The 22452-nt window shown below is 52.5% G+C and carries 19 protein-coding genes; 13 read left to right on the top strand and 6 right to left on the bottom strand.

The features are described 5' to 3' along the window. Positions 1-946: EAL and HDOD domain-containing protein (locus TDIS_RS02110; RefSeq protein WP_068668776.1), on the bottom strand; the 946-nt coding region annotated here is incomplete at its 3' end. Positions 947-1019: 73 nt separating this feature from the next. On the opposite strand from TDIS_RS02110, the gene ispF reads away from it, so the two are divergent. From ispF to TDIS_RS02070, 8 genes are all read left to right on the top strand, one after another. Next, complete coding sequence (gene ispF / locus TDIS_RS02105; RefSeq protein WP_068668774.1) at positions 1020-1499, top strand: 2-C-methyl-D-erythritol 2,4-cyclodiphosphate synthase; 480 nt, start codon at positions 1020-1022, stop codon at positions 1497-1499. After that, positions 1483-3288 carry an excinuclease ABC subunit UvrC gene (uvrC, locus tag TDIS_RS02100; protein WP_068668772.1) on the top strand — a complete coding sequence of 602 codons (1806 nt, stop codon included), beginning with the start codon at positions 1483-1485 and terminating at the stop codon, positions 3286-3288. The genes ispF and uvrC overlap by 17 nt, the downstream gene beginning before the upstream one ends. A gap of 52 nt (positions 3289-3340) precedes the next feature. Beyond that, entirely contained in the window at positions 3341-4771 is a 1431-nt protein-coding gene (gatB, locus tag TDIS_RS02095) for an Asp-tRNA(Asn)/Glu-tRNA(Gln) amidotransferase subunit GatB (protein ID WP_068668770.1), read from the top strand. Continuing rightward, entirely contained in the window at positions 4768-5850 is a 1083-nt protein-coding gene (gene mtnA / locus TDIS_RS02090) for an S-methyl-5-thioribose-1-phosphate isomerase (RefSeq protein ID WP_068668768.1), read from the top strand. The genes gatB and mtnA overlap by 4 nt, the downstream gene beginning before the upstream one ends. Then, entirely contained in the window at positions 5831-6457 is a 627-nt protein-coding gene (locus tag TDIS_RS02085; protein WP_068668766.1) for a redox-sensing transcriptional repressor Rex, read from the top strand. Before mtnA ends, TDIS_RS02085 begins: the two co-directional genes overlap by 20 nt. A gap of 6 nt (positions 6458-6463) precedes the next feature. Next, positions 6464-7480, top strand: coding sequence for a GTPase ObgE (gene obgE, locus TDIS_RS02080; RefSeq protein ID WP_068668764.1), 1017 nt, complete (start codon positions 6464-6466; stop codon positions 7478-7480). Between the two features lie 2 nt (positions 7481-7482). Beyond that, positions 7483-8613 carry a glutamate 5-kinase gene (proB, locus tag TDIS_RS02075; protein ID WP_068668762.1) on the top strand — a complete coding sequence of 377 codons (1131 nt, stop codon included), beginning with the start codon at positions 7483-7485 and terminating at the stop codon, positions 8611-8613. Between the two features lie 75 nt (positions 8614-8688). Beyond that, positions 8689-8892 (top strand): cold-shock protein, encoded by a 204-nt coding sequence (locus TDIS_RS02070; protein WP_068668760.1) that lies wholly within the window; start codon positions 8689-8691, stop codon positions 8890-8892. 124 nt (positions 8893-9016) lie between these two features. On the opposite strand, the gene TDIS_RS02065 is transcribed toward TDIS_RS02070, so the two are convergent. The 3 genes from TDIS_RS02065 to TDIS_RS02055 all read right to left on the bottom strand — a co-directional run bounded on the left by TDIS_RS02065 (position 9017) and on the right by TDIS_RS02055 (position 12023). Beyond that, entirely contained in the window at positions 9017-10429 is a 1413-nt protein-coding gene (locus TDIS_RS02065) for a bZIP transcription factor (protein ID WP_068668758.1), read from the bottom strand. Positions 10430-10491: 62 nt separating this feature from the next. Then, the gene (gene mdh / locus TDIS_RS02060) at positions 10492-11418 is read right to left on the bottom strand and encodes a malate dehydrogenase (RefSeq protein ID WP_068668756.1); all 927 of its coding nucleotides are present in this window, start codon (positions 11416-11418) and stop codon (positions 10492-10494) included. 11 nt (positions 11419-11429) lie between these two features. Next, entirely contained in the window at positions 11430-12023 is a 594-nt protein-coding gene (locus TDIS_RS02055) for a DUF3334 family protein (protein ID WP_068668754.1), read from the bottom strand. A gap of 68 nt (positions 12024-12091) precedes the next feature. On the opposite strand from TDIS_RS02055, the gene TDIS_RS02050 reads away from it, so the two are divergent. After that, entirely contained in the window at positions 12092-13399 is a 1308-nt protein-coding gene (locus TDIS_RS02050) for a class I SAM-dependent RNA methyltransferase (RefSeq protein ID WP_068668753.1), read from the top strand. On the opposite strand, the gene TDIS_RS02045 is transcribed toward TDIS_RS02050, so the two are convergent. Beyond that, the gene (locus TDIS_RS02045) at positions 13385-14137 is read right to left on the bottom strand and encodes an RNA methyltransferase (RefSeq protein ID WP_068668834.1); all 753 of its coding nucleotides are present in this window, start codon (positions 14135-14137) and stop codon (positions 13385-13387) included. The genes TDIS_RS02050 and TDIS_RS02045 overlap by 15 nt on opposite strands. 146 nt (positions 14138-14283) lie before the next feature. Between TDIS_RS02045 and TDIS_RS02040 the strand changes: the two genes are divergently transcribed. From TDIS_RS02040 to glyS, 3 genes are all read left to right on the top strand, one after another. Next, positions 14284-14805: a hypothetical protein gene (locus TDIS_RS02040; protein WP_153303721.1), complete on the top strand. Its 522-nt coding sequence runs from the start codon at positions 14284-14286 to the stop codon at positions 14803-14805. 91 nt (positions 14806-14896) lie between these two features. Further along, on the top strand, positions 14897-15763 hold the full coding sequence (gene glyQ / locus TDIS_RS02035) for a glycine--tRNA ligase subunit alpha (RefSeq protein WP_068668751.1): 867 nt from the start codon (positions 14897-14899) through the stop codon (positions 15761-15763). Further along, positions 15756-17831: a glycine--tRNA ligase subunit beta gene (gene glyS, locus TDIS_RS02030; RefSeq protein WP_068668750.1), complete on the top strand. Its 2076-nt coding sequence runs from the start codon at positions 15756-15758 to the stop codon at positions 17829-17831. Before glyQ ends, glyS begins: the two co-directional genes overlap by 8 nt. A 5-nt stretch (positions 17832-17836) precedes the next feature. On the opposite strand, the gene dnaE is transcribed toward glyS, so the two are convergent. Beyond that, the gene (dnaE, locus tag TDIS_RS02025; protein WP_068668749.1) at positions 17837-21295 is read right to left on the bottom strand and encodes a DNA polymerase III subunit alpha; all 3459 of its coding nucleotides are present in this window, start codon (positions 21293-21295) and stop codon (positions 17837-17839) included. 129 nt (positions 21296-21424) lie between these two features. Here dnaE and TDIS_RS02020 point away from each other — a divergent pair, with 129 nt between their 5' ends. After that, the gene (locus TDIS_RS02020; protein WP_068668748.1) at positions 21425-22357 is read left to right on the top strand and encodes an aspartate carbamoyltransferase catalytic subunit; all 933 of its coding nucleotides are present in this window, start codon (positions 21425-21427) and stop codon (positions 22355-22357) included. The last annotated feature ends 95 nt before the right edge of the window (positions 22358-22452 follow it).

The following is a 22452-nucleotide window of genomic DNA, read 5'->3' as shown; positions in this document are numbered from 1 at the left end:
CATTTTCAGCCCGGTCTCCTAAACCGCATTCCTGGGCCAGGAGCTCCATAAATCTAGCTCTTATTATGGCAAGGATTACAAGTTCTGAGGGTCGATCCTCTGCTAGACAAACCATGGAGATCAACGATCCCCATTTTTTAAGCCCCATCAACCCTAGCAGGAGAACCGCGTGTTTTACGGACTTGATCTTGGTAGGGAAACCAAAAAAGGCCGAGTTGATATATCTTAAGAGCTTTAAAGCCAACGAGGGTTCGGAATTGACTATATTCACCAGTTCATTCAAGTCTAAGTCTGGGGAATGAAGGAGACTCATAAGTTTTATATAATGCCTCTTAAAAACAGGAATTTCTTTAGCTGTAATAATTTTAGGACGTGCAAAAAAGAAACCTTGAAAATACTTGAAATTCAAATCACGGGCCTTTTCAAACTCCTCCTGGGTTTCAATTTTCTCCGCAATGAGTTTTAAGTCTGTTCGATATTTATCTACAATAACTTCTATTTCGGACCAAGGGGTGTTTCTAAAATCTACTTTTATGTAATCCACGAAAGGAATAAGAACTTCTAGGGGAGAATCCAGGCGGTAGTCATCCAAAACCAGAGAGTACCCCTCTTCTTTGAGCCTTTTACACGCCTGGAGGATCTCGTTAGGGTCCTCTATCCTCTCCAAGATTTCAATCATCAATTTATGAGGAGGCAATAAAAAGGGAACCCCTTCCCGTAAAAGCTTGGCCGTAAAGTTTATGAATACCCTTTTATTAAAGGCCAGGGTATTCAGGCCGAAGTCAAGAAAAGTATGGGCTAGAACTTTCCAAGAAGCCCGATCTTCCTCTGTGCCAATGCATTTAAAAATGTTTTCCAGATCATCCCGGTAGAGGAGCTCGTAACCAAAAGTTCGGCCTTTGTCATCTAAAATGGGCTGTCTAGCCACATAATATCGAATACACATTCCAGCCAAGATCCCTTTTGGGTATAGTATAAATAGAAATTTTGACAAACAATTGACAAATGAGGAATAAGTTATGCGGGTGGGAATAGGGTTTGATCTCCATCGGTTCACAAAAGACCGCAGACTAATTTTATGCGGAGTGGAGATACCCTATGAAAAAGGCCTTCTCGGACACTCGGACGCAGACGCGGCCCTCCACGCCTTGACGGACGCCATTCTGGGAGCCGCGGGGCTTCCCGATATTGGGATCCTTTTTCCAGATGACGATCCTCGTTTCAAAGGGGCGGCCAGTAAAATTTTTCTAAAAGAGGCCCTGCGACTCATTGGCGAAAAAGGCCTCTATGTTTACCAGGTAGATCTGGTATTGGTTCTAGATCAGCCTAAAATTGCTCCCTATCGTGAGGCCATGCAGGCCAATCTCTCCCGGTGGCTTAAGATCCCCCGTGATCGCGTTGGCCTTAAAGCCAAAACCACTGAAGGCCTAGGATTCTGGGGCGGAGAAGCCGTGGCTGCCTGGGCCACCGCGGTTCTTAAAGATGGATCTCACGCCTGAAAAGTTAAGGAAGATTCCCGAGGCTCCCGGTGTTTATCTATTTAAAGACGGACGTGGAGTAGTGCTCTATGTGGGCAAGGCCAAAAACCTGAGACGAAGGTTGTCTTCATACCTCACCCCAAACACCCCTAAAACCCAAAACCTCTTGCTTCGGGCCAAGACCCTTGAGACCATTCTAACTCGAAACGAAAAGGAAGCCTTAATCCTTGAAGCCAACCTTATCAAGAAACATCGACCTCGTTACAACATAGTCTTGCGCGACGACAAGGCTTATCCCCTAATACGTATCTCCCTCAAGGACAAATTTCCGCGTCTTATGGTAGTGCGTCGCAAACGAAAAGGAGACCAGGCCCTTTATTTCGGTCCCTATCCCTCCTCCAGAGCGGTGCGCGAGACCGTAAAGATCCTCACTAGATTCTTCCCTCTAAGACGTTGTTCCAACGCTGAAATGAACCGTCGCACCCGTCCCTGTCTTTACTATCAAATTGGAAAGTGTCTGGCCCCCTGCGTGGGCTTTATCTCGCCTGCGAAGTATCGACAGATCGTAGAGGAAGCGGTAGCCTTCCTTGAAGGCCGAAGCAGAGACCTTTTGCAAAAACTGCGGACTGACATGGAGGCCGCCGCCGAAAACCTCGAGTTCGAACGGGCCGCAGTTCTGAGAGACCGCCTCCGTGCTCTAGAGAAGATCCTCGAGACCCAGGCCGCAGTACTACCAGAGGAAAGAGACCTAGATGTCTTTGCTCTAGCTCAGAAAAATGAAAAAATTTCCGGAGCGGTCCTCTTCGTGCGTCACGGAAAACTTATAGGCCATAAAGTATTCCATTTGCGCGGAAGCACCGAAGAGGACCCCTGGGAAAACCTGCTTAAACAGTTTTACGATGAAGGTAAACTCATACCGGAAACGGTGGTGCTTCCCGAAATCCCAGCCGAAAGGAAACTCCTTGAGGAGTGGCTTTCGGAGCTGAGGGGAGGGCCTGTAGAAATTGTAAGGCCTCAGGACAAGATCCTCACCGGGCTTTACGAGACCGCCCAAAGGAACGCCGAAGAGGCCCTAAGAGCAAGGCTCAAAGGGGAAAAGACCTGGGACGAGCTCGCAGAGGAGCTGGCAACCGTACTACGACTGCCGGTTATACCCGTAAGGATTGAGGGCGTGGATCTCTCCAGTCTTCAGGGTACAGCTCCGGTAGGGGCCATAGTGAGCTTCTTTGAAGGGGAGCCCGACAAAAGTCGGTACCGACGGTATCATATTCGCACCGTCTCAGGAACTCCTGATGACTATGCTATGCTCTACGAGGTGCTCTTCCGTCGAATCCAGAAAGGCCTCGCTGAAAAAGATCTTCCGGACCTCCTACTCATAGACGGCGGGAAAGGGCATCTCGAAACCGGAAGGAGAGTCCTCGAAGAACTAGGGCTTTCCGAAAAGATCGGGCTTTGTGCCATCGCCAAGGAAAGAGAGGAAGAGGGCGAGAAAGTTTACATCCCCGGAAGAAAAAATCCTCTAAAACTTTCCAAGCACGGAGAAGTTCTGAGGTTTCTAATGCGCGTAAGGGATGAGGTCCACCGATTCGTGCTCTCCTTTCACCGTAAGACCCGGGAAAAGAGAGCCCTTTCCTCTTTCCTTGACGGAATCCCAGGGATCGGCGAGAAACGCAAAAGGGTACTTCTATCCCAATTTGCCTCGCCGGAGGAAATTCTGGCCGCCGGGGCTTCGGAAATAGCAAGTCTGCCGGGATTTAACCGTAAGGTGGCCGAAGAACTCATAACCCGTCTCAAGGAACTTTCCGGTTGACCGGATAAGCTCGCGAGGATAAGCTTTGTGAAAAGTTTCCCGGAGGGGACACATGGAATTTGAGGCCGTCATAGGGCTTGAGGTCCACACCCAACTTCTTACAGAAAGCAAAATCTTTTGTGGCTGTTCCACCAAATTCGGAGCGCCCCCTAATCATCATACTTGCCCAGTCTGTACCGGTATGCCGGGTAGCCTCCCGGTGTTAAACCGGCGGGTAGTAGAGTTCGCCCTGCGTCTGGCGCTGGCCGTGGGAGCCCGCATCAATCCGGTCTGCGTCTTCGCCCGCAAGCACTACTTCTATCCGGATCTTCCCAAGAACTACCAGATCTCCCAGTACGAGGCCCCCATTGCCGAAGGGGGGGCCATCGAAATCGAAGTGGATGGACAGCGCAAAAGCATCGGTCTAGTTCGAATCCACATGGAAGAAGACGCCGGCAAACTCGTCCATGACGAGAAACGGCCGGTATCCTATGTGGACTTCAACCGCACCGGGGTGCCGCTCCTTGAGATCGTAAGTGAGCCCGACATCCGCAGTCCCGAAGAAGCTGTGGCCTATCTCAAAAAGCTACGCACCATCGTGCGCTATCTCGGAATCTGCGATGGGAACATGGAAGAAGGAAGTCTCCGCTGTGACGCCAACGTCTCGGTACGCCCCAAGGGAAGCCAGGAATTCGGGACCAAGGTGGAACTTAAGAATATGAATTCTTTCCGGCATGTGGAACGGGCTCTGAAATACGAAATCAAGCGTCAAATCGGGCTTCTGCTTGAAGGCAAAGAGGTGGTCCAGGAAACCAGGCTCTTTGACGAAGCCAAAGGGGTGACCCATTCCATGCGCGGAAAGGAGGAAGCCCACGATTACCGTTACTTCCCGGATCCCGATCTGGTTCCGGTGAAAATCGATCCTGAGTGGATCGAAAAAGTCCGCTCCGAACTCCCCGAACTTCCGGATGCCAAAAAACAACGTTTCATTGAAGAGTATGGGCTTCCAACCTATGACGCCGAGATCCTTACGGTCTCGAGGCCGCTAGCGGAGTTCTTCGAAGAGTGCGTAAAACTCTTTCCTCAGCCCAAAAAGGTCTCCAACTGGCTCATGACCGAAGTCCTCAGGGAACTCAACCGCGAGGGCAAAGAAATAGACGAAACCAATCTCAAGCCTGAACACATCGCCGAGCTTCTGAAACTGGTGGAGGATGGGGTGGTTTCCATCACCGCGGCTAAGAAGATCTTTCCCGAGGTTTATGCCACGGGAAGGAACCCCAAAGAGCTAGTAGAGGAAAAGGGCCTACGTCAAGAAAGTGACGAGGGGGCGCTAGAGGCCATCTGCCGGGAAGTGCTTTCGGAAAATCCGGCGGAGGTGGAGAAGTACAAATCCGGCAAGAAGGGCGTAATCGGCTTTTTCGTAGGTCAGGTCATGAAAAAGACCCGGGGCAAGGCCAACCCCAAACTGGTAAACCAGATTCTGACCAGACTTCTTGAAGCATGAAGGTTTATCAACCCCAAGATCCTGACATTATTTCTGCCTGGCGGTGGACGGACCGGGGGCTCTACCTCCTTGACCAGAGGCTCCTCCCTTGGAAGGAGACCTACATTCGGTGCCGCACATGGCAGGAAGTACGCCGGGCCATCAAAGACATGGTGGTCCGGGGGGCTCCGGCCATAGGCATCACCGCGGCTATAGGTCTGGTGCTCGGAGCTGAAAGACTACGGGCCCGCACCCGTCGGGCATTTCTTTCCGGGCTGAAACGTGTAGCCCAGGGCCTTTCCAAGGCCCGGCCTACGGCAGTCAATCTTTTCTGGGCCCTTGAGCGGATGATAAAACGAGCGGAGGCCGAAGGAGACGCCGGGCCGCAAGAACTGGTTGAAATTTTACGCCAGGAAGCTCTTACCATTTGGGAGGAAGACCTTTCCGCCAACCGCCGTATGGGCCGCTTGGGGGCGGAACTTCTTCCAAAGGAAGGGACTGTGCTCACCCATTGCAACGCTGGGGCGCTGGCTACTGGAGGCTATGGAACGGCCCTGGGAGTCATCCGGGCGGCAGTGGAGGCCGGGAAAAAACTCTCAGTTCTCGCTGACGAGACCCGGCCATATCTCCAGGGGGCTCGACTTACGGCCTGGGAACTCAGAAAGGCTGGCGTTCCGGTAGCCATCATTCCGGATGCGGCCGCAGGGTTCCTCATGGCCCGAGGACTGGTTCAGGCCGTAATCGTGGGCGCCGACCGCATCGCAGCCAACGGCGACACCGCCAACAAAATCGGGACTTACGCTCTGGCGGTCCTCGCCAAGGAAAATGGAATTCCATTTTACGTGGCGGCGCCTTCCTCCACTTTCGACCTCCATTGCCCCTCTGGTCAAAATATCCCCATTGAGGAAAGAGCTCCCGAAGAAGTCCTTTCCTGTGGCGGAAGGCGTGTGGCTCCCTGCGGAGTTTCGGCCGTAAATCCGGCCTTTGACGTCACCCCCGCGAAGTTCGTTACGGCCATTATCACGGAAAAAGGCCTTATATATCCACCCTACTCCGAAAACATCCCTAAGGTTATAGGCAGTGAAAATCAAACTCCCTGAGGTCACGGTTTATCGTCTGGCCCTCTATCTTAGAACGCTTGAAAAACTTTCCCAGAAGGGACGGAATCTCGTTCGAAGCGAAGAGCTGGCTGAACTCTGTGGAGTCTCGGCGGCTCAGCTCCGTAAGGATCTGAGTTTCATCGGAGCCTTTGGGGTAAGGGGCGTAGGCTATCACGTACGGGGCTTAGAAAAGGAGATAAAACGCATCCTTGGTCGGGATAAGATTTGGCATCTGGCCCTTGGAGGCCTGAACGAGATGGGTAAGGCCCTTATAACCGAGACTCGTCTCGCCAAGCGGGGGTTTCGGTTTGTGGCGGCCTTTGATTGGCGGGAGGAATGGGTGGGCCAGGTCATCCAAGAGGTCTATGTCTATTCCCTAGAACAGATGCCTTATATAGTCAAGAAATCCGAAATTGATATCGGGGTGATTACCCTGGCAGGCAAAGAAGCCGAAGAAATGGCCGAAAGGATGAGCCAGGCCGGTATCAAAGCCATCCTCAATCTCGGGCCAGATCCCCTTGAATTTAAGAAGGAGGGGCTTATATTGCGGAATGCCGACCTCACGCTTCCTTTTGACCTTTTGGCCTTTGCACTCTCTCAAGGATAAAAGAGTATGGCCCGTTTTGTAGATCAGGCCAAAATACACGTCCAAGCTGGAAACGGCGGCCACGGTTGTGTGAGCTTTCGACGGGAAAAGTATGTCCCGCGCGGGGGACCGGACGGAGGCGACGGAGGCGACGGTGGGGACGTCATTCTGGTAGCCGACCCTCAGCTTCATACTCTTTACGACTTCTATCATCAGGTGCACTTTCGGGCCGAAAACGGCCGGCCCGGCATGGGAAAAAAGATGAAGGGGCGAGACGGAGAGGATCTGATCCTGAAAGTCCCGGTGGGCACCATAGTAAAGGACGCCGAAACCGGAGAAATCTTAGGAGACCTGGTCGAGCCCGGACAGACTCTAGTGGTGGCCCGAGGAGGAAAAGGCGGCCGCGGAAATGCCCGCTTTGCTACTCCTACCCGACAAGCCCCGAGATTTGCCGAACCCGGAAAACCGGGTGAGGAGAGATGGCTGGTTCTGGAATTAAAACTCATTGCGGACGTAGGGCTGGTAGGACTACCCAACGCCGGCAAATCCACCCTCCTTTCCCGGATTTCCGCAGCCAGACCTAAGATAGCGGATTATCCCTTTACCACTCTGCAACCCAATCTGGGAGTGGTCTCTCTCTCGGATCATCGCAGTTTCGTGGTGGCAGATCTTCCGGGTCTCATCGAAGGGGCTCACAAAGGCGTAGGCCTTGGGCTTGAATTCCTTCGCCACGTGGAAAGGACCCGAGTTCTACTCCAAGTCCTTGACGCCAGCGGAGAAAACCCTCTGGCTGATTTTGAGATCGTGGAAAAGGAACTAGCCCATTACCATCCCGAGCTCCTCCGCAAACCCAGGGCCGTGGCCTTGAATAAGATTGACGTCATCCAGGATCGTAGCCAACTTGACCCCTTAAAACGGGAACTCGAAAGCCGGGGACACCCGGTTTATCTCATTTCGGCTGCTACCGGAGAAGGAATAAAGGATCTGCTTGAGGGCCTATGGAGGCTTTTAACCAATCCTGAACTGGACCCTCGAGATTTATAGGCATGAGCAATATACGGACGAAATATCTCACCGGAATCAGGCGCATCGTGGTCAAAGTGGGCAGTGCGGTCATTGCGAACGAAGAGGGGCTCTCACTCGAAGTCATAGACAACCTGGCGGCCGAGATCTCGCGCTTCATGCGCCAGGGCTATGAAATGATTTTGGTGTCCTCGGGAGCTATCGCCTGCGGCCGTAAAAAATTAGACATCCCTACCCGGCCCTTTTCTCTTTCTGAAAAACAGGCCCTGGCGGCGGCCGGACAGGCCGGTCTCATTCAGGCTTATGAAGACGCTTTCGAGCATCACGGCCAGCCCGTGGCCCAGATCCTCCTTACCCGGGAGGATCTTGAGGATCGTACCCGTTATCTCAACGCCCGCAATACCTTCAACATCCTTCTCCGCTGGCGGGTTCTTCCTATCGTCAACGAAAATGACACCGTAGCGGTGGAGGAAATCCAGTTCGGAGACAACGACTTCCTTTCGGCCTTGGTGGTGGGGCTTGTGGGGGCCGACCTCCTGCTGTGCCTCTCGGAGGTAGACGCCCTTTACGAACGCGACCCCCGAGAAGACCCCACGGCCCGCAAGCTCACCTTAGTAGAAAGGATAACCCCAGAAATCGAAGCCATGGCTGGGAAAAAGCCCGGACGCTTCGGCCGCGGGGGAATGTTTTCCAAACTGCGGGCGGCCAAAATGGTCACCTCCCTAGGAGTGCCCATGATCATCGCCCCAGGAAAAACCCCGCTCATCTTGGAGAGAATCTTTTCCGGGGAAGAGATTGGTACCCTATTCCTTCCCGAGAAAAAAACTCTTTCGCCCAGAAAATTCTGGATTGCCCACCACCTGAAGCCCGAAGGCCGACTCATTCTCGACCGCGGGGCAGTTGAGGCCATCCTCAAACGGGGTAAAAGCCTGTTGCCTGCGGGCATAAAGGCCGTAGAAGGCGACTTTACCAGGGGGGCCTGCGTAGAATGTCTGGACGAGGAAGGTCGGGTGATAGCCCTCGGGCTTTCCAATTATTCCTCCGGGGAGTTACGTTGCATCGCCGGGCTCAAAAGTTGTGAGATACATGAAAAACTAGGCTTTAGAGGTAAAGAAGAGGTCATCCACCGGGACAACCTGGTGGTGCTTCGTTAAAACAAGGCCTTTACTTTTGACAATTAGGATGTTAGCTTGCCTTAGAGAATCAAATTTTAAGGAGGTTTAAGCAACATGGTTACAGGAACGGTGAAGTGGTTTGATGAGAAGAAGGGCTACGGTTTCATCTCCCGGGACGATGGTGGGGACGTGTTCGTGCACTACTCCGCCATCCAGATGGACGGTTTCAAGACCCTTCGGGAGGGCCAAAAGGTGGAATTCGAAGTCACGCAAAGCCCGAAGGGAGAGCAGGCTAGCAACGTAAAGGTCATCGATTAGTTAGCAGTTCGGCCCTGAAAACTAAAAGGCCCGCTTCGGCGGGCCTTTTTTATTTTGAAACTTTCAAAAATAAAAAAACCGGGGCGCGAAGGCCCCGGCCTTGGAGACACCGTTAAACTTTGCTTTAGAAGAAATAGTAAAAGCTCGCCATAAAACGATTGAGTTCGCCGTCTTCGGCATAAGATTCACGGTAGTCACAATCTACGTACATGTATTCCCCACCCACGGCGAACTCCTTGGTGATCCGATAAAGGAAGTTGGCGTAGTACATTTGCTGCTGGAGACGGGCACTAGTAACTCCGTCCAAATCATCATCGTCAGGATTATCCACGCCCCATCCGAAATGGGTAACCAATTTGGGAGTCCAGAAAATCTCAAGTTCAATCCAACCACCGGTGGCATCGATTTCATCCACGGCTATTGCCTTCGCAACCCCGTTCTTTCCATTGGTATCGTACACTCCACCTCCATAATTGAACCTGACTCCCTGGTTAACACCAGCAGTATAGTAACGGTCTACGTTACGTCCCGTCCAAATTTCGCCGAGGAGGAAGGCCTTATGGGCGAACGGCAAAGGCACAGGAACTTTGACTTCCAGGCCCAAAGAGTAGCTATCGGCATCCTCTTCTCCGGTGCTTATATCATATTCTTCTTGGGAATAATGTCCCCAGATGGCAAAGAGAGCCGGCTTACCGTTGATCTTGGTCTCGTAAGCCACACGAGCCTCCACCCCCGGGAACCCGGCATCATTGGCGGGATCATCGTCAAAGATCCCAGCTGCAGTATCGTCAAAGCTATAAGGTTGTTCCGCCGCCACCTGCACTCGAAGCTTCGAATCTCCTAAATTGAACCATTTAGAGAGTCTCACTTGCGTCATACGGAAGGCGAAGTTCCCCATAAAGGTTCCCGCGGGGAAATTAGATAGGTGGGGATAGAGTTGCGAAATGGTCTGCCAGTCAAGCCCAGCTACCAATTGCCAAGTGCCTTTCTCTACACCCGCGTAAACGCGACGCGCCCGCAGAGGCGAGTGCACATCGTTCCAATCACTGTATGCATGGTAGAAATCCATTTCTATTTTTCCAAAAACCTTGAAATCTGAATAATACTTCCAAAAATCAAAACCAAAGCGGCTATGACGATAGTTCAAAGTAAACTTGTTATCCCCATCTTCCGGGAGGACCCAAAGGACATAAACGTCCCCTATAGCCGAATTATCCTGCCAGACGGCGTCGATCTTGAAGAAGCCGTAGAAGTCGATGCCGCTGGGCGAGGAACCGTAGCCGCCTTTGCTAAAGAAGCTGTGCTTCTTCTGGCTGGGGGCCGTCACCAGGGCCTCGGCCGGAGCCGGAGCCCCCTGGGCCTTGATCTTTTCCAGCTCGGAACGCAACTCCGCGTTCTCCTTCTTCAGTTCCTTGACCTCTTTAAGTAGCTCTTGAACTAAAGCTCTAAGATCTTCCTCCCCCGAAGAGGCCCGGGAGATACTCAAGGGCACAATCAATAAGGCCAAAAACAACCCCACGATTAAACCCTTCCTCACCTTAACACCTCCCTTTAGAAATTTTTGGTCTCATATCAAAAAAGATTCTTTTTGACAAGGCCCTAAAGCCCGGTCAAGGCTATCTGATTTTTGACGGCCTCAACCGAGGCCGAAAGGGCCTTCTTTTCCTCCTCCGTGAGTGTAAAGGTAAGGATTCTTTCCACTCCGTTTCGACCCAAAACCACCGGAACCCCCAAGAAAACACCCGAAATATCGAACTCACCCTCAAGCCAGACCGAACATGTAAGCACCCGTTTTTCGTCTCTCAGGATGGCCTCCGCCATCTCTACAGCCGCAAGCCCCGGAGTGGTGAAGGCACTTCCTGTCTTGAGATAGGAGACTATCTCCCCCCCTCCTTTCCGGGTCCGTTCCACGATCTCAGCGATCTTTTCCTCCGGCAGAAGTTCCCTAATAGGTATACCGGACACATTCGCCAATCTCACCAGGGGCAACATGTGATCTCCATGAATACCCATCACCAAGGCCTGCACGTCTTTGGGCGAGACCCCTAAGGCCTCGGCGATAAAGTAGCGATAGCGGGCAGAGTCCAACACCCCGGCCATACCGATAACCCGGTTCTTCGGGAAACCGGTAATCCGGTAAGCGGCATAAACCATGGCGTCAATGGGATTAGTCACCACAATAAGACAAGCGGAAGGAGCCAACTCTCGCACCTTTTCTGCGCAGGAACGCACGATCTCTAAATTGACCTTGAGGAGATCATCCCTGGTCATGCCGGGCTTACGAGGGCGTCCGGCGGTAAGGATAACTACATCGGAGTCCGCAATATCTTCCCAGAACTCGGTCCCCTTTAGCCGGCAGGAAAAACCATGAACCGGAGCACTCTGAGCGATATCCAAGGCCTTGCCCTTGGCGAGATCGGGAACCACGTCAACGAGTACAATCTCCTCAGCTACACCCTTTACCGCCGCCCAGTGGGCCGCGGCCGTCCCTACCGCCCCGGCTCCAATAATGGATAGTTTAGCCATTCTTACGCCTCCTAACCAAATTTGGATAAAATGTCGTCCACGTTCACCTCTTCAGGTGTTTCCATTGGGATAAACTCCGTCTGTTCAAGCCCAAACTCCACGTAAAAAGCCTTATGGTCTTCGGTACGGAAGGAAAGCCTTCGGCACTGAGGTTTTTCCAGCATGGCATTAAGGAGCAAAGTAATGCTTTGGTTGATAGCGATAGCCCGAGGCTGACTATTTTGGGCCGAAAGCCCAAATCGAGTCTCGATTTTACGCCGCACCGCTCCGATCACCTGGTTGGCTAATTCGCCTACAAAATTCACCACCTCATCCGAAGTATAGTCCTTGGCTAGATCCTCTTCCGGAAGCCCCATGAAACGCATGGCCCTACGGTAGAGCTCCACCGCGGCCTCACCCGAAAAGTTCATACAGAAAAGACCGGAATAGTCCCCGGTAAACTCTACGAAGACGCCTAAATCCGGTTTGAGACTCACCAGGGGGACCCTCTGAATGGTAGGAGCATACCGAATACTTGACTGAGTAGAAGTTTCAAGGACCTCTTTCACGGCTTCACAGATCAACTTGGCTATCTGATTCACGGTACTCAAACGCTTTTCAGCCATAGCTAAATCCCTGAATCTATTTTATATTAGGCTCCTACCATAAATTCGACTTCGAGACAATTTTCCGCATGCGCGTCACAGTTGAAAAAATCGTTTTCGGCGGAGAAGGCCTGGCACGCCTACCGGATGGTCGAGTCCTCTTCGTCCCCGGTGTCATTCCTGGTGAGGAGATCAAGGTCCGCATTGTAAAGGAATTCAAGGACTACGTCCAGGGCGAGGTTGAGGAAGTTATCATCCCTTCATCCGCTCGGGTAGAGCCATCCTGCCCTTACTACGGAACCTGTGGAGGCTGCCAGCTCCAGCACATGGACTACCCAACCCAGACTTCCGTAAAGCTTGAAATGTTCAAGGAAACTCTGCGGAGGCTAGGAAACCTTCCCGAAAACTTAGTGGAAGGGCTCGTTCCTTCGCCAATCCCTTTCCGTTACCGCAACCGCTTGCGTTTCCATGTAGAACCAGGAACCGGTCAGCTCGGATTTGTAAAACGCAAAAGCCACGATCTGGTAATCACCAAGCAGTGTCTCCTTGGACATGAGAAACTCAATCGGGTCCTTGAAGCCCTACCGGAGATCCCAGCCTGGAAGAGACTCCAAGGTTTTGCCAAGCGGGTAAAACTGGAGCTGTCTCCAGTTGAAGGGCTCGTGACCATTCTTTTCTGGATCACGGTCAAACCCGAAGTCCAGGACGTGGAAGAGCTAGCTCGAGAGCTTCCAGATACCAAGTGTGTCTTTTATTGGGTACGAGGACCGAAGCCCGAAGGTCCGTTTCCTAAGGATGCCCCCCACAGCGGCCGAAGGCTCTTTCCAGTACCACAAGCATACTTTCCACAAACGGAAAAACCCCTTTATTTAGTCAGACCGGGGGTCTTTACCCAGGCCAACTGGGAAATAAACCTCAAGATCATGGAAACCATTCGGCCCTTTGCCGAAGGTCTCGACCGGGCCCTGGACCTCCATTCAGGTATGGGTAACTTCCTCCTGCCCCTAGTACCCCTCTTAAAGGAAGCCTTGGGGGTAGACACGGATGTCGGGGCTATAGAAGACGCCCAGTACACCACCGAATATCTAGGGCTTTCCGGAAAGGTCCGTTTCGAACGGGTTTCGGCCACGGAGGCCCTGATCGAGACCTGGAAAGCCGCCGAAACTTATCCCCTTATCATCCTTGATCCTCCCCGGGGCGGCTGCCGGGAGCTCATGCGGTATCTTCCGGAAGTAGCTACGGAAAGAATCCTTTACATTTCTTGTGACCCGCCAACTCTAGCCCGAGATCTCAAACTTTTGCTTCAGGCCGGTTTTGAGATCGAAAGGATTCTGGCCTTCGATATGTTCCCTCAGACGTATCATCTAGAAGCCCTGGCCGTGCTAAGAAGAGCTTGATCCCAAGGCCCAAAGGAGCTGTTTGCAAAAGCCCTGGATGACCCGAACCTCCTGAGCGGTAAGGTCAAGGCGGGAAAGAAACCGTCTTATGGTGGTCATCCAAAGGGTTTCGTTGTCATGCGGAACATAGTCTATACGTTTCAGGGTCTCTCTCAAGATCTCGTACATCACCTCGAGTTCCTTGATGGTCGCCAGACGCGGCTTCGGTATCTCTACCGCAGCCGAGGCACAGAACATCTCATAGAGCACGATCACCACCGCCTGGGCAACATTGAGACTTGCGGCCTCGGTGGTGGGAATAGTGACTACGGTGTGACAATGGTAGAGAGTCTCATTGGTAAGGCCCCATTTTTCGTTTCCGAAAAGAAAAGCTATACGGTTGTTCTGTGACAGATCCACTATCCTAGGAACGATTTCTCGTACGGTCTCGTAGACCTTACGCTGTTTGCCCAGGCGAGCGGTTGTACCGACTACGTAATTGAAATCTGCCAGGGCCTCAATTAGATCGTCGTAGATCTTCATCTTCTCAAGGATGGGGAGTCCGCTTCTGGTGGCCATAGCCCGCATTTTCTCAGGGGTAAGATCCTTGGGGCGGACTAAAATGAGCTGGGACACACCAAAATTGGCGCAGGCCCTGGCAGCAGACCCAATATTTTCGGGATAAAGGGTCTCTACCAGAACCACCGCCAGGTTTTCGAGCCTAGCTTTTATTTCTTTGGTCTTTACTCTGACCTGCATGATCCCTTTTTTCTTCAGTATAATGGTATCTATCCCAGAGCGCACCTCCAAATAGGCTTTTAAAGGCGTTAAGGAGTGAAGATCTATTGGTGCCGATAAGGCTCAAACGAGCCCTCGGCGAAGACCTCTTGCAGGGAGGCTTTAAAATGGTGGCCAAAACTTTTCGGTTAGCTTTTATCGGATTACTATGCTGGTTATGGCCGTTTCTTTCAATCGGAGCGCCTACAGAAAAAACTGGTCTTTCCGAGATACTTTCGGCCTTTCGTGAAGAGATAGCACAAGCTCGAATCTCGCTAAACTTTGAAATCTTAGATTCCTCTTATGCCAAGTTCGACTTTCTGGGAGGCTTTGCCGACGGCCGCTATCAGTTGAAGGCCTACCGTATAACTCCTTTGAAAGATGGGGTTTACCGTCTGGATCTAAGGTTCGAAAAGAAAAAAGGGCTCCTAACTTACCGTCAGAAAGTATTTTTTTATTTCTGGCATCACCAAAATCGAATAGTGTTTCTAACCCCAAAAGGTAAAAAGAAATTTCTCCTGCCGGAAGAAGAAATCAGGCTCGAAAAAACCTCGGTGGGGTACCGCATAATAAAAACCTACCCTGAGATAGTTATAAAGCTCCCCACAGAGGCGGGGAAGGTTTACCTGAAAGTAAGGCCAGCAAAGTAATTTTACGGTATACTTGAATCTTAAATCCAGAAAGGTTAAACCATCTAGGGTTAATTGGTTTCGGGTGAAGCTCTGACGACAGGAGGAAGGGATGTATTTTCAGGAGCTGATAGCCACTCTTAACCGTTTCTGGGCGGAAAAAGGCTGTCTTATTCTTCAGCCCTATGACATGGAAGTAGGAGCCGGAACTTTTCACCCGGCCACCTTTCTGCGGGCTCTTGGTCCGGAGCCCTGGGCTGCGGCCTATCCCGAACCTTGCCGCCGACCAACTGATGGCCGTTATGGCGAAAACCCCAATCGCCTGCAACACTATTTCCAGTACCAGGTGGTCATAAAACCCTCTCCAGATGACATACAAGAAACCTATCTCGAAAGTCTCAAGGCCCTTGGCATAGACCCCAAGGACCATGACATAAGGTTCGTGGAGGACGACTGGGAGAGTCCCACTCTCGGAGCCTGGGGCCTGGGCTGGGAGGTCTGGCTGGACGGTATGGAGATTACCCAGTTTACTTACTTCCAGCAGATAGGCGGTTTCGACTGTAAACCGGTCACGGTAGAGATCACCTATGGTCTTGAACGACTGGCTATGTTCCTTCAAGGGGTAGAAAACGTCTTTGAGCTTCGCTGGAACGAACAGTTCACCTATGGCGATCTTTATCACCGGGCCGAAGTGGAATATTCTATTTTCAACTTCGAAGAGGCCGACGTAGAAATGTTGCACGAACTCTTTGACCGGTACGAGAAAGAGGGCCTTCGGCTCCTTGAACTGGGCCTGGCTCTTCCGGGATACGACTGCACCATCAAGTGCTCCCATATCTTCAACTTGCTGGACGCCCGAGGGGCCATTTCAGTGGCCGAACGCACGGCCTACATCGCCCGGGTAAGGGCCCTGGCCAAAAAAAGCGCCGAGGCCTGGCTGAACCGAGAAAAACTTGTGGGTAGGGATAACAATGGCTAAGGATCTGCTATTCGAAATCGGGTGTGAAGAACTACCGGCAAGGTTCATTGAACCGGCCCTGCAAAGTCTGGCCGAAGAAGCCCAGAAGTTGCTTGCAGAAAGTGATCTTTCCTTTAAAGCCATAAAAACCGTAGGTACCCCTAGAAGGCTGGCCCTTCTGATATCCGGACTTTCCGAAAAACAGCCCGATCGGGTCGAAGAAGTCATGGGACCGCCCAAAAAGGTGGCCATAGGTGAAGACGGCTCTTTCACCAAGGCCGCCCTGGGTTTTGCCCGCAAGCAAGGGGTTGACCCCTCGGAGCTCAAGATCAAGTCCACTGCAAAGGGGGAATACCTCTGCGTGGAAAAATACATCCAGGGAAAAGAGACCCGGGAACTGCTACCCGGGCTCCTTAAGGAGCTCGTCTCTCGGATCCATTTTCCCAAGACCATGCGGTGGGGAAACTATGACTTCCGGTTTGCCCGCCCCATAAAGTGGTTGCTCTCCCTTTACGGGGAAGAGGTGATTCCTCTTGAGATTGCAGGTGTAAAAAGCGGACCCTACACTTATGGCCACCGGTTTCTCGCTCCAGAAGCCGTGGCCGTCGGTAGTTTTGAAGAGTATCTCGAAAGGCTTCGTGAGAGATACGTCCTGGTCGATCCTGAAGAAAGGCGCCAAGTTACCGCACAGGAGGTTCGTCAAGCAGCTGAAAGTCTGGGAGGAGAAGCCGAAGAAGATCCGGAGCTCCTTTTTGAGAACGCCAACCTGGTGGAATATCCCTTTGCCCTGGCCGGAACCTTTCCGGAGGAATATCTTAAACTTCCGGAAGCCCTCATTATCACTGCCATGCGGGAACACCAGCGATATTTCGCCGTAAGAGACCAGGGCGGGAAACTCCTCCCCGGTTTTATCGCCATAAACAACAACCGCCCCCGAGATCCGGACATCCTTCGGAGAGGACACGAAAGGGTACTCAAAGCTAGACTCGAAGATGCTCGTTTCTATTATGAACGGGATCTCGAAGTCCCTCTTCCACAGAGGGTTAAAGAGCTTTCCGGAGTGATCTATCACGCCCAACTGGGCACCCTTTACGAAAAGACCGAACGACTAAAATCCATTTGCGGGTTTCTAGCAGAGAAACTCTTCCCCGAAAAGAAGGACCTCGCGGTAAGGGCAGCGGAATTGGCCAAGGCGGATCTCGTGACGGAAGTAGTAGGCGAATTCCCCTCGCTTCAGGGGGAGATGGGCCGAATTTACGCCCTAGCGGCCGGAGAGGACGAAGAAGTAGCCCTCGCCCTTTATGAACAATATCTACCTCGGGGAGCCGAAGACCGGGTGGCCGAAAACCCGGTAGGCATCCTCCTTTCACTGGCCGACAAACTGGACACCCTTTCGGCCTTCTTTGCGGTAGGCGAACGTCCCACAGGAGCCGCTGACCCCTACGGGTTGAGACGGGCGGCTTACGGCCTACTGAAGACTGTTCTTCATCACGCTCTCTCTCTCTCTCTTCGCGAAATATTAAGCTTTAGCCTCTTTGTCCTTGAAAGACAGGGACATCTCAAATCCTCAAAGGAGGAGGTCCTCTCCGAGCTCCTCGCCTTCCTTGAAAAACGTCTAGAAGGCGAATTCCTCGCTCAGGGATTTCCTTTGGACGAGGTGCGGGCAGTCCTCAAAGTAGACTTTGATGATCCCTATGAAGCCTACCTTAGGCTTTCGGCCCTACATAAGGTTCGGCAAAGTCCAGACTTTGCCGCCCTTTCGGTAGGCTTCAAGCGGGTCATGAATATGGTCAAAAAACTAACCGCAAAGCTTTCTTTTGATGAAGACCTCCTTAAAGAACCTGCCGAAAAGGCCCTAAGAGAAGCCTTTCTTGAGATCCGAGCCGAGACCGAACCCTTACTTGAGGCTCGTAGCTACGAGGAAGCTCTCCGCAGGTTTACGAGCCTCAAGGCCCCCATTGACCGGTTTTTTGAAGACGTCTTCGTGATGGTTGAGGACCAGGCGTTGAGGGAAAACCGCTTGGCCCTACTTCAGGAGATAGCGGAGCTCTTCCTCCGGGTAGCCGACCTCTCAGAGCTCAATCCATAGCCTCTTCATTCCAAAGAGGCTTTCACAAAGTGATCTCCGAGAAAACGGCGGAGATTGGTCATAAAGTCCGGGGTCGGTGAGACCATGAATTTCCCGTTGAGATCTATGCGGACCACACCCTCCGGAAAGGTGAGCTCCAGAGCCACTTCGCATCTGCCATTGTTGGAGGTGAGCAATTCTTTGAGAGTCTCCAACTCCTCCGTGCTCAACCCCTCGCCCTTAAACCCCAGAACTAGTTTTCCGGAAAGATCCTTCAAAGCGTCCGCTAAGAGTTTGAGATCTTCCAAAAGGAGCCTTACCTCTCCTGACTCTCTCTCTACTATTCCCCGGACAAGCACCAGTTTTCCTTCTTCAAGGAAAGAAAAGGTCTTTCCGAAAAGATCCGGGAAGACAATGGCCTCCACCACGGCTTCTCCGTCCTCGAGCTGGATGAAGGCCATCTTATCTCCCCGGCGGGTATTTTTGATCTTGATAGCCCCGATGGCGGCCCCGAGAATCACCTTCCGACCGTCTGGGACATCCGAAAGTCTGGACACAGCATGGGGCGTGATTATCGAAAGCCACTCCCGATAAGACGAAAGAGGATGTCCGGTAAGATAAAACCCTAAGGCCTTTCTTTCCTCGGTAAGCTTAATTTCGGGATCCCACTCCGGAATCTGCTCCAATTTCAAGGGCGAAACTGCGGTCTCACCGCTTCCCATGGCAAAAATGGAGATCTGTCCCCTTTCTCGGGCGGCCTTTTCCTTTTGGGCCCAATCCAGGATGGTGTCCAGATTGTGCATCAGGGTGGCCCGATTCTCTCCCAGGGTATCAAAGGCCCCGGACTTGATGAGGGCCTCAAGGACCCGGCGGTTTATGCGGCCGGGATCCACGCGCAAACAAAAGTCCTCAAAGGACTTGAAGGGTCCTTTCAAGGCCCTTTCCTTCAGGATTTCTTCCACCGCCCCCACGCCTACGTTCTTGATGGCCGCCAGACCATACCGTATGGCCCCTTCCTCAAGGGTGAACTCCAGTCCGCTACGGTTTATGTCCGGGGGCAGAACCTCGATCCCCATCCGCCGGCAGACAGCCACATACTTCATGACCTCCTCGGCCTTGTCCATTTCGTAGGAGAGGAGGGCTGCCATATAACAGAGGGGATAATGGGCCTTGAGATAGGCAGTCTGATAGGCCACCAGGGCGTAGGCTGCAGAATGACTCTTGTTGAAACCGTAGCCCGCAAACTTTTCCATGAGGTCGAAGATGTGTTCCGCGGTTTCCCGGGAAATACCCCTTTCCACCGCCCCGGAGACAAAGCGCTTGCGCTGTTCGGCCATGACCTCGGGGATCTTCTTGCCCATGGCCTTGCGCAAAATATCCGCCTCTCCAAGGGTGTAACCCGCAAGCACTTGAGCAATTTTCATTACCTGTTCCTGGTAGAGGATCACCCCGTAAGTCTCCTTGAGCACCGGCTCAAGCTTAGGATGGAGATAATCTGGTTCGCGGCGACCGTGTTTGACCTCGATGTACTGTTCCACCATACCGGACTCAAGCGGCCCCGGCCGATAAAGAGCCAGGACCGCAATAAGGTCGTTAAAATCTGTAGGTTTAAGCCTGCGCAGGAGATCCTTCATCCCTGAAGATTCTAGCTGGAACACGCCGTCGGTCTCACCTCGACAGAGGAGGGCGTAGGTCTCGGGATCGTCGAGAGGGATCCGATCAAGATCGAGATCCTGGTGATAGTATTCTCGAATGAGCTTGAGGGCATGATCTATGATGGTGAGGGTCTTGAGGCCTAGAAAATCGAATTTGATGAGGCCAATTTTCTCTACGGCCTTCATATCGAACTGGGTGATAATTTCACCCTTGTCTCCTTTCATGAGGGGGCAATACTCCGAAAGGGGCCGATCGGCGATAATAACCCCAGCGGCATGGGTCGAGGAATGCCTAGGAAGTCCTTCAAGGGCTCGGGCAACCGCAAAAAGCTGGGCTACTCGCTCGTCCTTTTGGATGAGCTCCCGCAGGCGGGGCTCGGATGAAAGGGCCATCTCCAGAGTCACATTTGGCCCTTCAGGGATCAACTTGGCGATAGGGTCAATCTCCTTGGGCTTGAAACCCAACACTCGGCCTACATCCCGTACCACGGCCCGAGCCTTGAGCTGTCCGAAGGTAGCGATCTGGGCCACGTAATCCTTACCCCCGTATTTCTCTCGAACGTACTCTATGACCTCATCCCGCCGGCGCATACAGAAGTCCACATCGATGTCCGGAAGACTGGTCCTTTCCACGTTCAGGAAACGTTCAAAAAGGAGGCCATAGCGGAGGGGATCCAGATTGGTAATCCGCATGGCATAGGCTACAAGGCTTCCGGCAGCAGAACCTCGCCCCGGTCCCACCGGAATCCGTTGTTTACGAGCCCAGTTGATAAAATCGGAAACAATCAGAAAATAGCTGGCAAAACCCTTCTTCTTGATGACCTCAATTTCGTAAGCTAGCCGATCCCAGTATTCCTTTTCAGAAGCTGCTAGCCCAGGGCCTTCTTTTAGTTCCCGGAGTCTCTCTTTTAGGCCTTCCCGCGCCTTTTCTTCGAAGACTTCCTCATAGGTTCTCCCCGGAGGGAGGGGATAGACCGGAAAGCGGTGTTCTCCAAGCGTAAGTTCAAAATTTATGCGTTCGGCTATTTCCAGAGTTCTAGCAAGGACCTCTGGGGGATAATCCCGGAAACGCGACCTCATCTCCTCTGGAGAGGCAAAATACACTTGATCGGTATCGAATCGAAAGCGTTTGGGGTCGGAGAGAGTCTTTCCGGTTTGAATGCAGAGCAAAATCTCATGCACGGAAGCATCCTCTCGCGAGAGGTAATGACAATCATTAGTGGCCACCACCGGAAGGCCAAAAGTTTCAGCCATCTCAAGCAAAACTTCGTTCACCTTTTTCTGTTCCGGGATTCCGTTTTCCTGGATCTCGAGATAAAACCTACCGGGAAAGATGGTACTGTAAGCCTTTATCAGGGCCACGGCCCGATCCTTGTCCCCGGAAAGAATGGCTGCCGGAATCTCTCCGTGAAGACAGGCCGAAAGCGCAATGAGACCTTCGGCGTACTCCTTAAGCAATTCTTTGTCTACCCGAGGTTTCCAGTAGAAACCCTCAAAATGGGCTCTCGTGACCAGTTTCAAGAGATTGCGATAACCGATCTCGTTCTGCGCCAGGAGGACCAGGTGATACCCGGCTTCGGTGGCACTTTTGGCCTTCTTTTCGAACCGTGACCCAGGGGCCACATAGACCTCGCAACCAATGATGGGCTTGAGGCCAGCCGCCTTGATCTTTTCGTAAAAGTGAACCACTCCAAAGAGATTGCCGTGGTCGGTGATGGCCACCGCCGGCATTCTATATTCCACAGCCTTTTTGGCCACATCCGAGACCCGCAAAGCTCCGTCAAGGAGACTCCACTCCGTATGCACATGAAGATGCACGAACTCCGCCATGACCCTTCTCCGAAGGTTTTTTTCTATTTTACTCCCGAGTCCCTTAACAGGTAGAGGGCCTTCTAGGCTTGACCTCTTGAGGATGTTTCTGCTAAATTTTTGGGTGTTTCCACTAAATAGGGACTATCCATGGCCGTAGAATTTCCCCACCGACATCTTCTTGAGATCGGGCCTCTTTCCGAGGAGGATATCTGGACCATTCTTAAAACTGCTCACAACCTGAAAGAGGTTCTAAAACGTCCTATACCGAAGGTCCCCACTCTCAGAGGCAAGGTGGTGGCCAACCTTTTTTTCGAGCCCAGCACCCGGACCAAGCTTTCCTTTGAACGGGCGGCCAAGGTCCTTTCGGCTGAGGTCATGAACTTTTCGGCCCGGGGAAGCAGCCTGGAGAAGGGCGAAAATCTCCTTGATACCGTCAAAAACGTGGAAGCCATGGGGCCGGATCTCTTCGTGATAAGACATCCGGCCTCGGGGGCCCCGCATTTCGTGGCTCGTCACGTGCGAGCCGGGGTCATCAACGCCGGAGACGGCTTTCATGAGCACCCCACTCAGGCCTTGCTCGATCTCCTTACTGTGTGGGAGAAAAAAGGCACCCTAAAAGGGCTGAAAGTGGCTATCATCGGAGACATCCGCCACAGCCGGGTGGCCCACTCAGACATCTTGGCCTTTCGTAAGATGGGAGCCGAAGTATATGTCTCCGGTCCGGGTACCCTTCTACCACCGGAAAGGGAAGCCTTGGGGGCCAAGGTGTGCCTACGACTGGAAGAAGCTGTGGAAGGGGCAGACGTGGTCATGGCCCTACGGGTCCAGAAGGAACGTCACGGTCGGCCACTTTTCCCAAACTTCCATGAATACGCCCGCTACTTCGGGCTAAACCGCAGGGTCCTCTCCCTGGCCGCCGAAGGCGCCATCCTCATGCATCCCGGTCCCATCAACTGGGGCATAGAGCTCGCCCCAGAGCTTGAAGATTTCCCTGGCCAGGTCATCCTAGATCAGGTAGAAAATGGTGTGGCCGTAAGAATGGCCCTGCTTCTCTTGCTGCTTAAAGCCTCTGAAACATGAGACCGCGACCACTTTTTGAATTCAGAAATTGGCCCTCAAATCTCGCCCTAGCGGTAGCAATGGCTGGCATTAAAACTTCCTTAAACTCCGGCTAT

Source organism: Thermosulfurimonas dismutans, assembly GCF_001652585.1.
GTDB classification, from domain to species: Bacteria; Desulfobacterota; Thermodesulfobacteria; order Thermodesulfobacteriales; family Thermodesulfobacteriaceae; genus Thermosulfurimonas; species Thermosulfurimonas dismutans.
Note: the sequence above shows the minus strand (reverse complement) of the source record. Positions and strands in the feature narration are given on the sequence as shown.

Excerpts from the sequence above, each read along its gene's own strand:
- ispF (WP_068668774.1), top strand. The coding sequence starts at position 1,020 with ATGCGGGTGGGAATAGGGTTTGATCTCCATCGGTTCACAAAAGACCGC.
- uvrC (WP_068668772.1), top strand. The coding sequence starts at position 1,483 with ATGGATCTCACGCCTGAAAAGTTAAGGAAGATTCCCGAGGCTCCCGGT.
- gatB (WP_068668770.1), top strand. The coding sequence starts at position 3,341 with ATGGAATTTGAGGCCGTCATAGGGCTTGAGGTCCACACCCAACTTCTT.
- mtnA (WP_068668768.1), top strand. The coding sequence starts at position 4,768 with ATGAAGGTTTATCAACCCCAAGATCCTGACATTATTTCTGCCTGGCGG.
- obgE (WP_068668764.1), top strand. The coding sequence starts at position 6,464 with ATGGCCCGTTTTGTAGATCAGGCCAAAATACACGTCCAAGCTGGAAAC.
- proB (WP_068668762.1), top strand. The coding sequence starts at position 7,483 with ATGAGCAATATACGGACGAAATATCTCACCGGAATCAGGCGCATCGTG.
- TDIS_RS02070 (WP_068668760.1), top strand. The coding sequence starts at position 8,689 with ATGGTTACAGGAACGGTGAAGTGGTTTGATGAGAAGAAGGGCTACGGT.
- mdh (WP_068668756.1), bottom strand. The coding sequence starts at position 11,418 with ATGGCTAAACTATCCATTATTGGAGCCGGGGCGGTAGGGACGGCCGCG.
- TDIS_RS02055 (WP_068668754.1), bottom strand. The coding sequence starts at position 12,023 with ATGGCTGAAAAGCGTTTGAGTACCGTGAATCAGATAGCCAAGTTGATC.
- TDIS_RS02050 (WP_068668753.1), top strand. The coding sequence starts at position 12,092 with ATGCGCGTCACAGTTGAAAAAATCGTTTTCGGCGGAGAAGGCCTGGCA.
- TDIS_RS02045 (WP_068668834.1), bottom strand. The coding sequence starts at position 14,137 with ATGCAGGTCAGAGTAAAGACCAAAGAAATAAAAGCTAGGCTCGAAAAC.
- TDIS_RS02040 (WP_153303721.1), top strand. The coding sequence starts at position 14,284 with ATGGTGGCCAAAACTTTTCGGTTAGCTTTTATCGGATTACTATGCTGG.
- glyQ (WP_068668751.1), top strand. The coding sequence starts at position 14,897 with ATGTATTTTCAGGAGCTGATAGCCACTCTTAACCGTTTCTGGGCGGAA.
- glyS (WP_068668750.1), top strand. The coding sequence starts at position 15,756 with ATGGCTAAGGATCTGCTATTCGAAATCGGGTGTGAAGAACTACCGGCA.
- dnaE (WP_068668749.1), bottom strand. The coding sequence starts at position 21,295 with ATGGCGGAGTTCGTGCATCTTCATGTGCATACGGAGTGGAGTCTCCTT.
- TDIS_RS02020 (WP_068668748.1), top strand. The coding sequence starts at position 21,425 with ATGGCCGTAGAATTTCCCCACCGACATCTTCTTGAGATCGGGCCTCTT.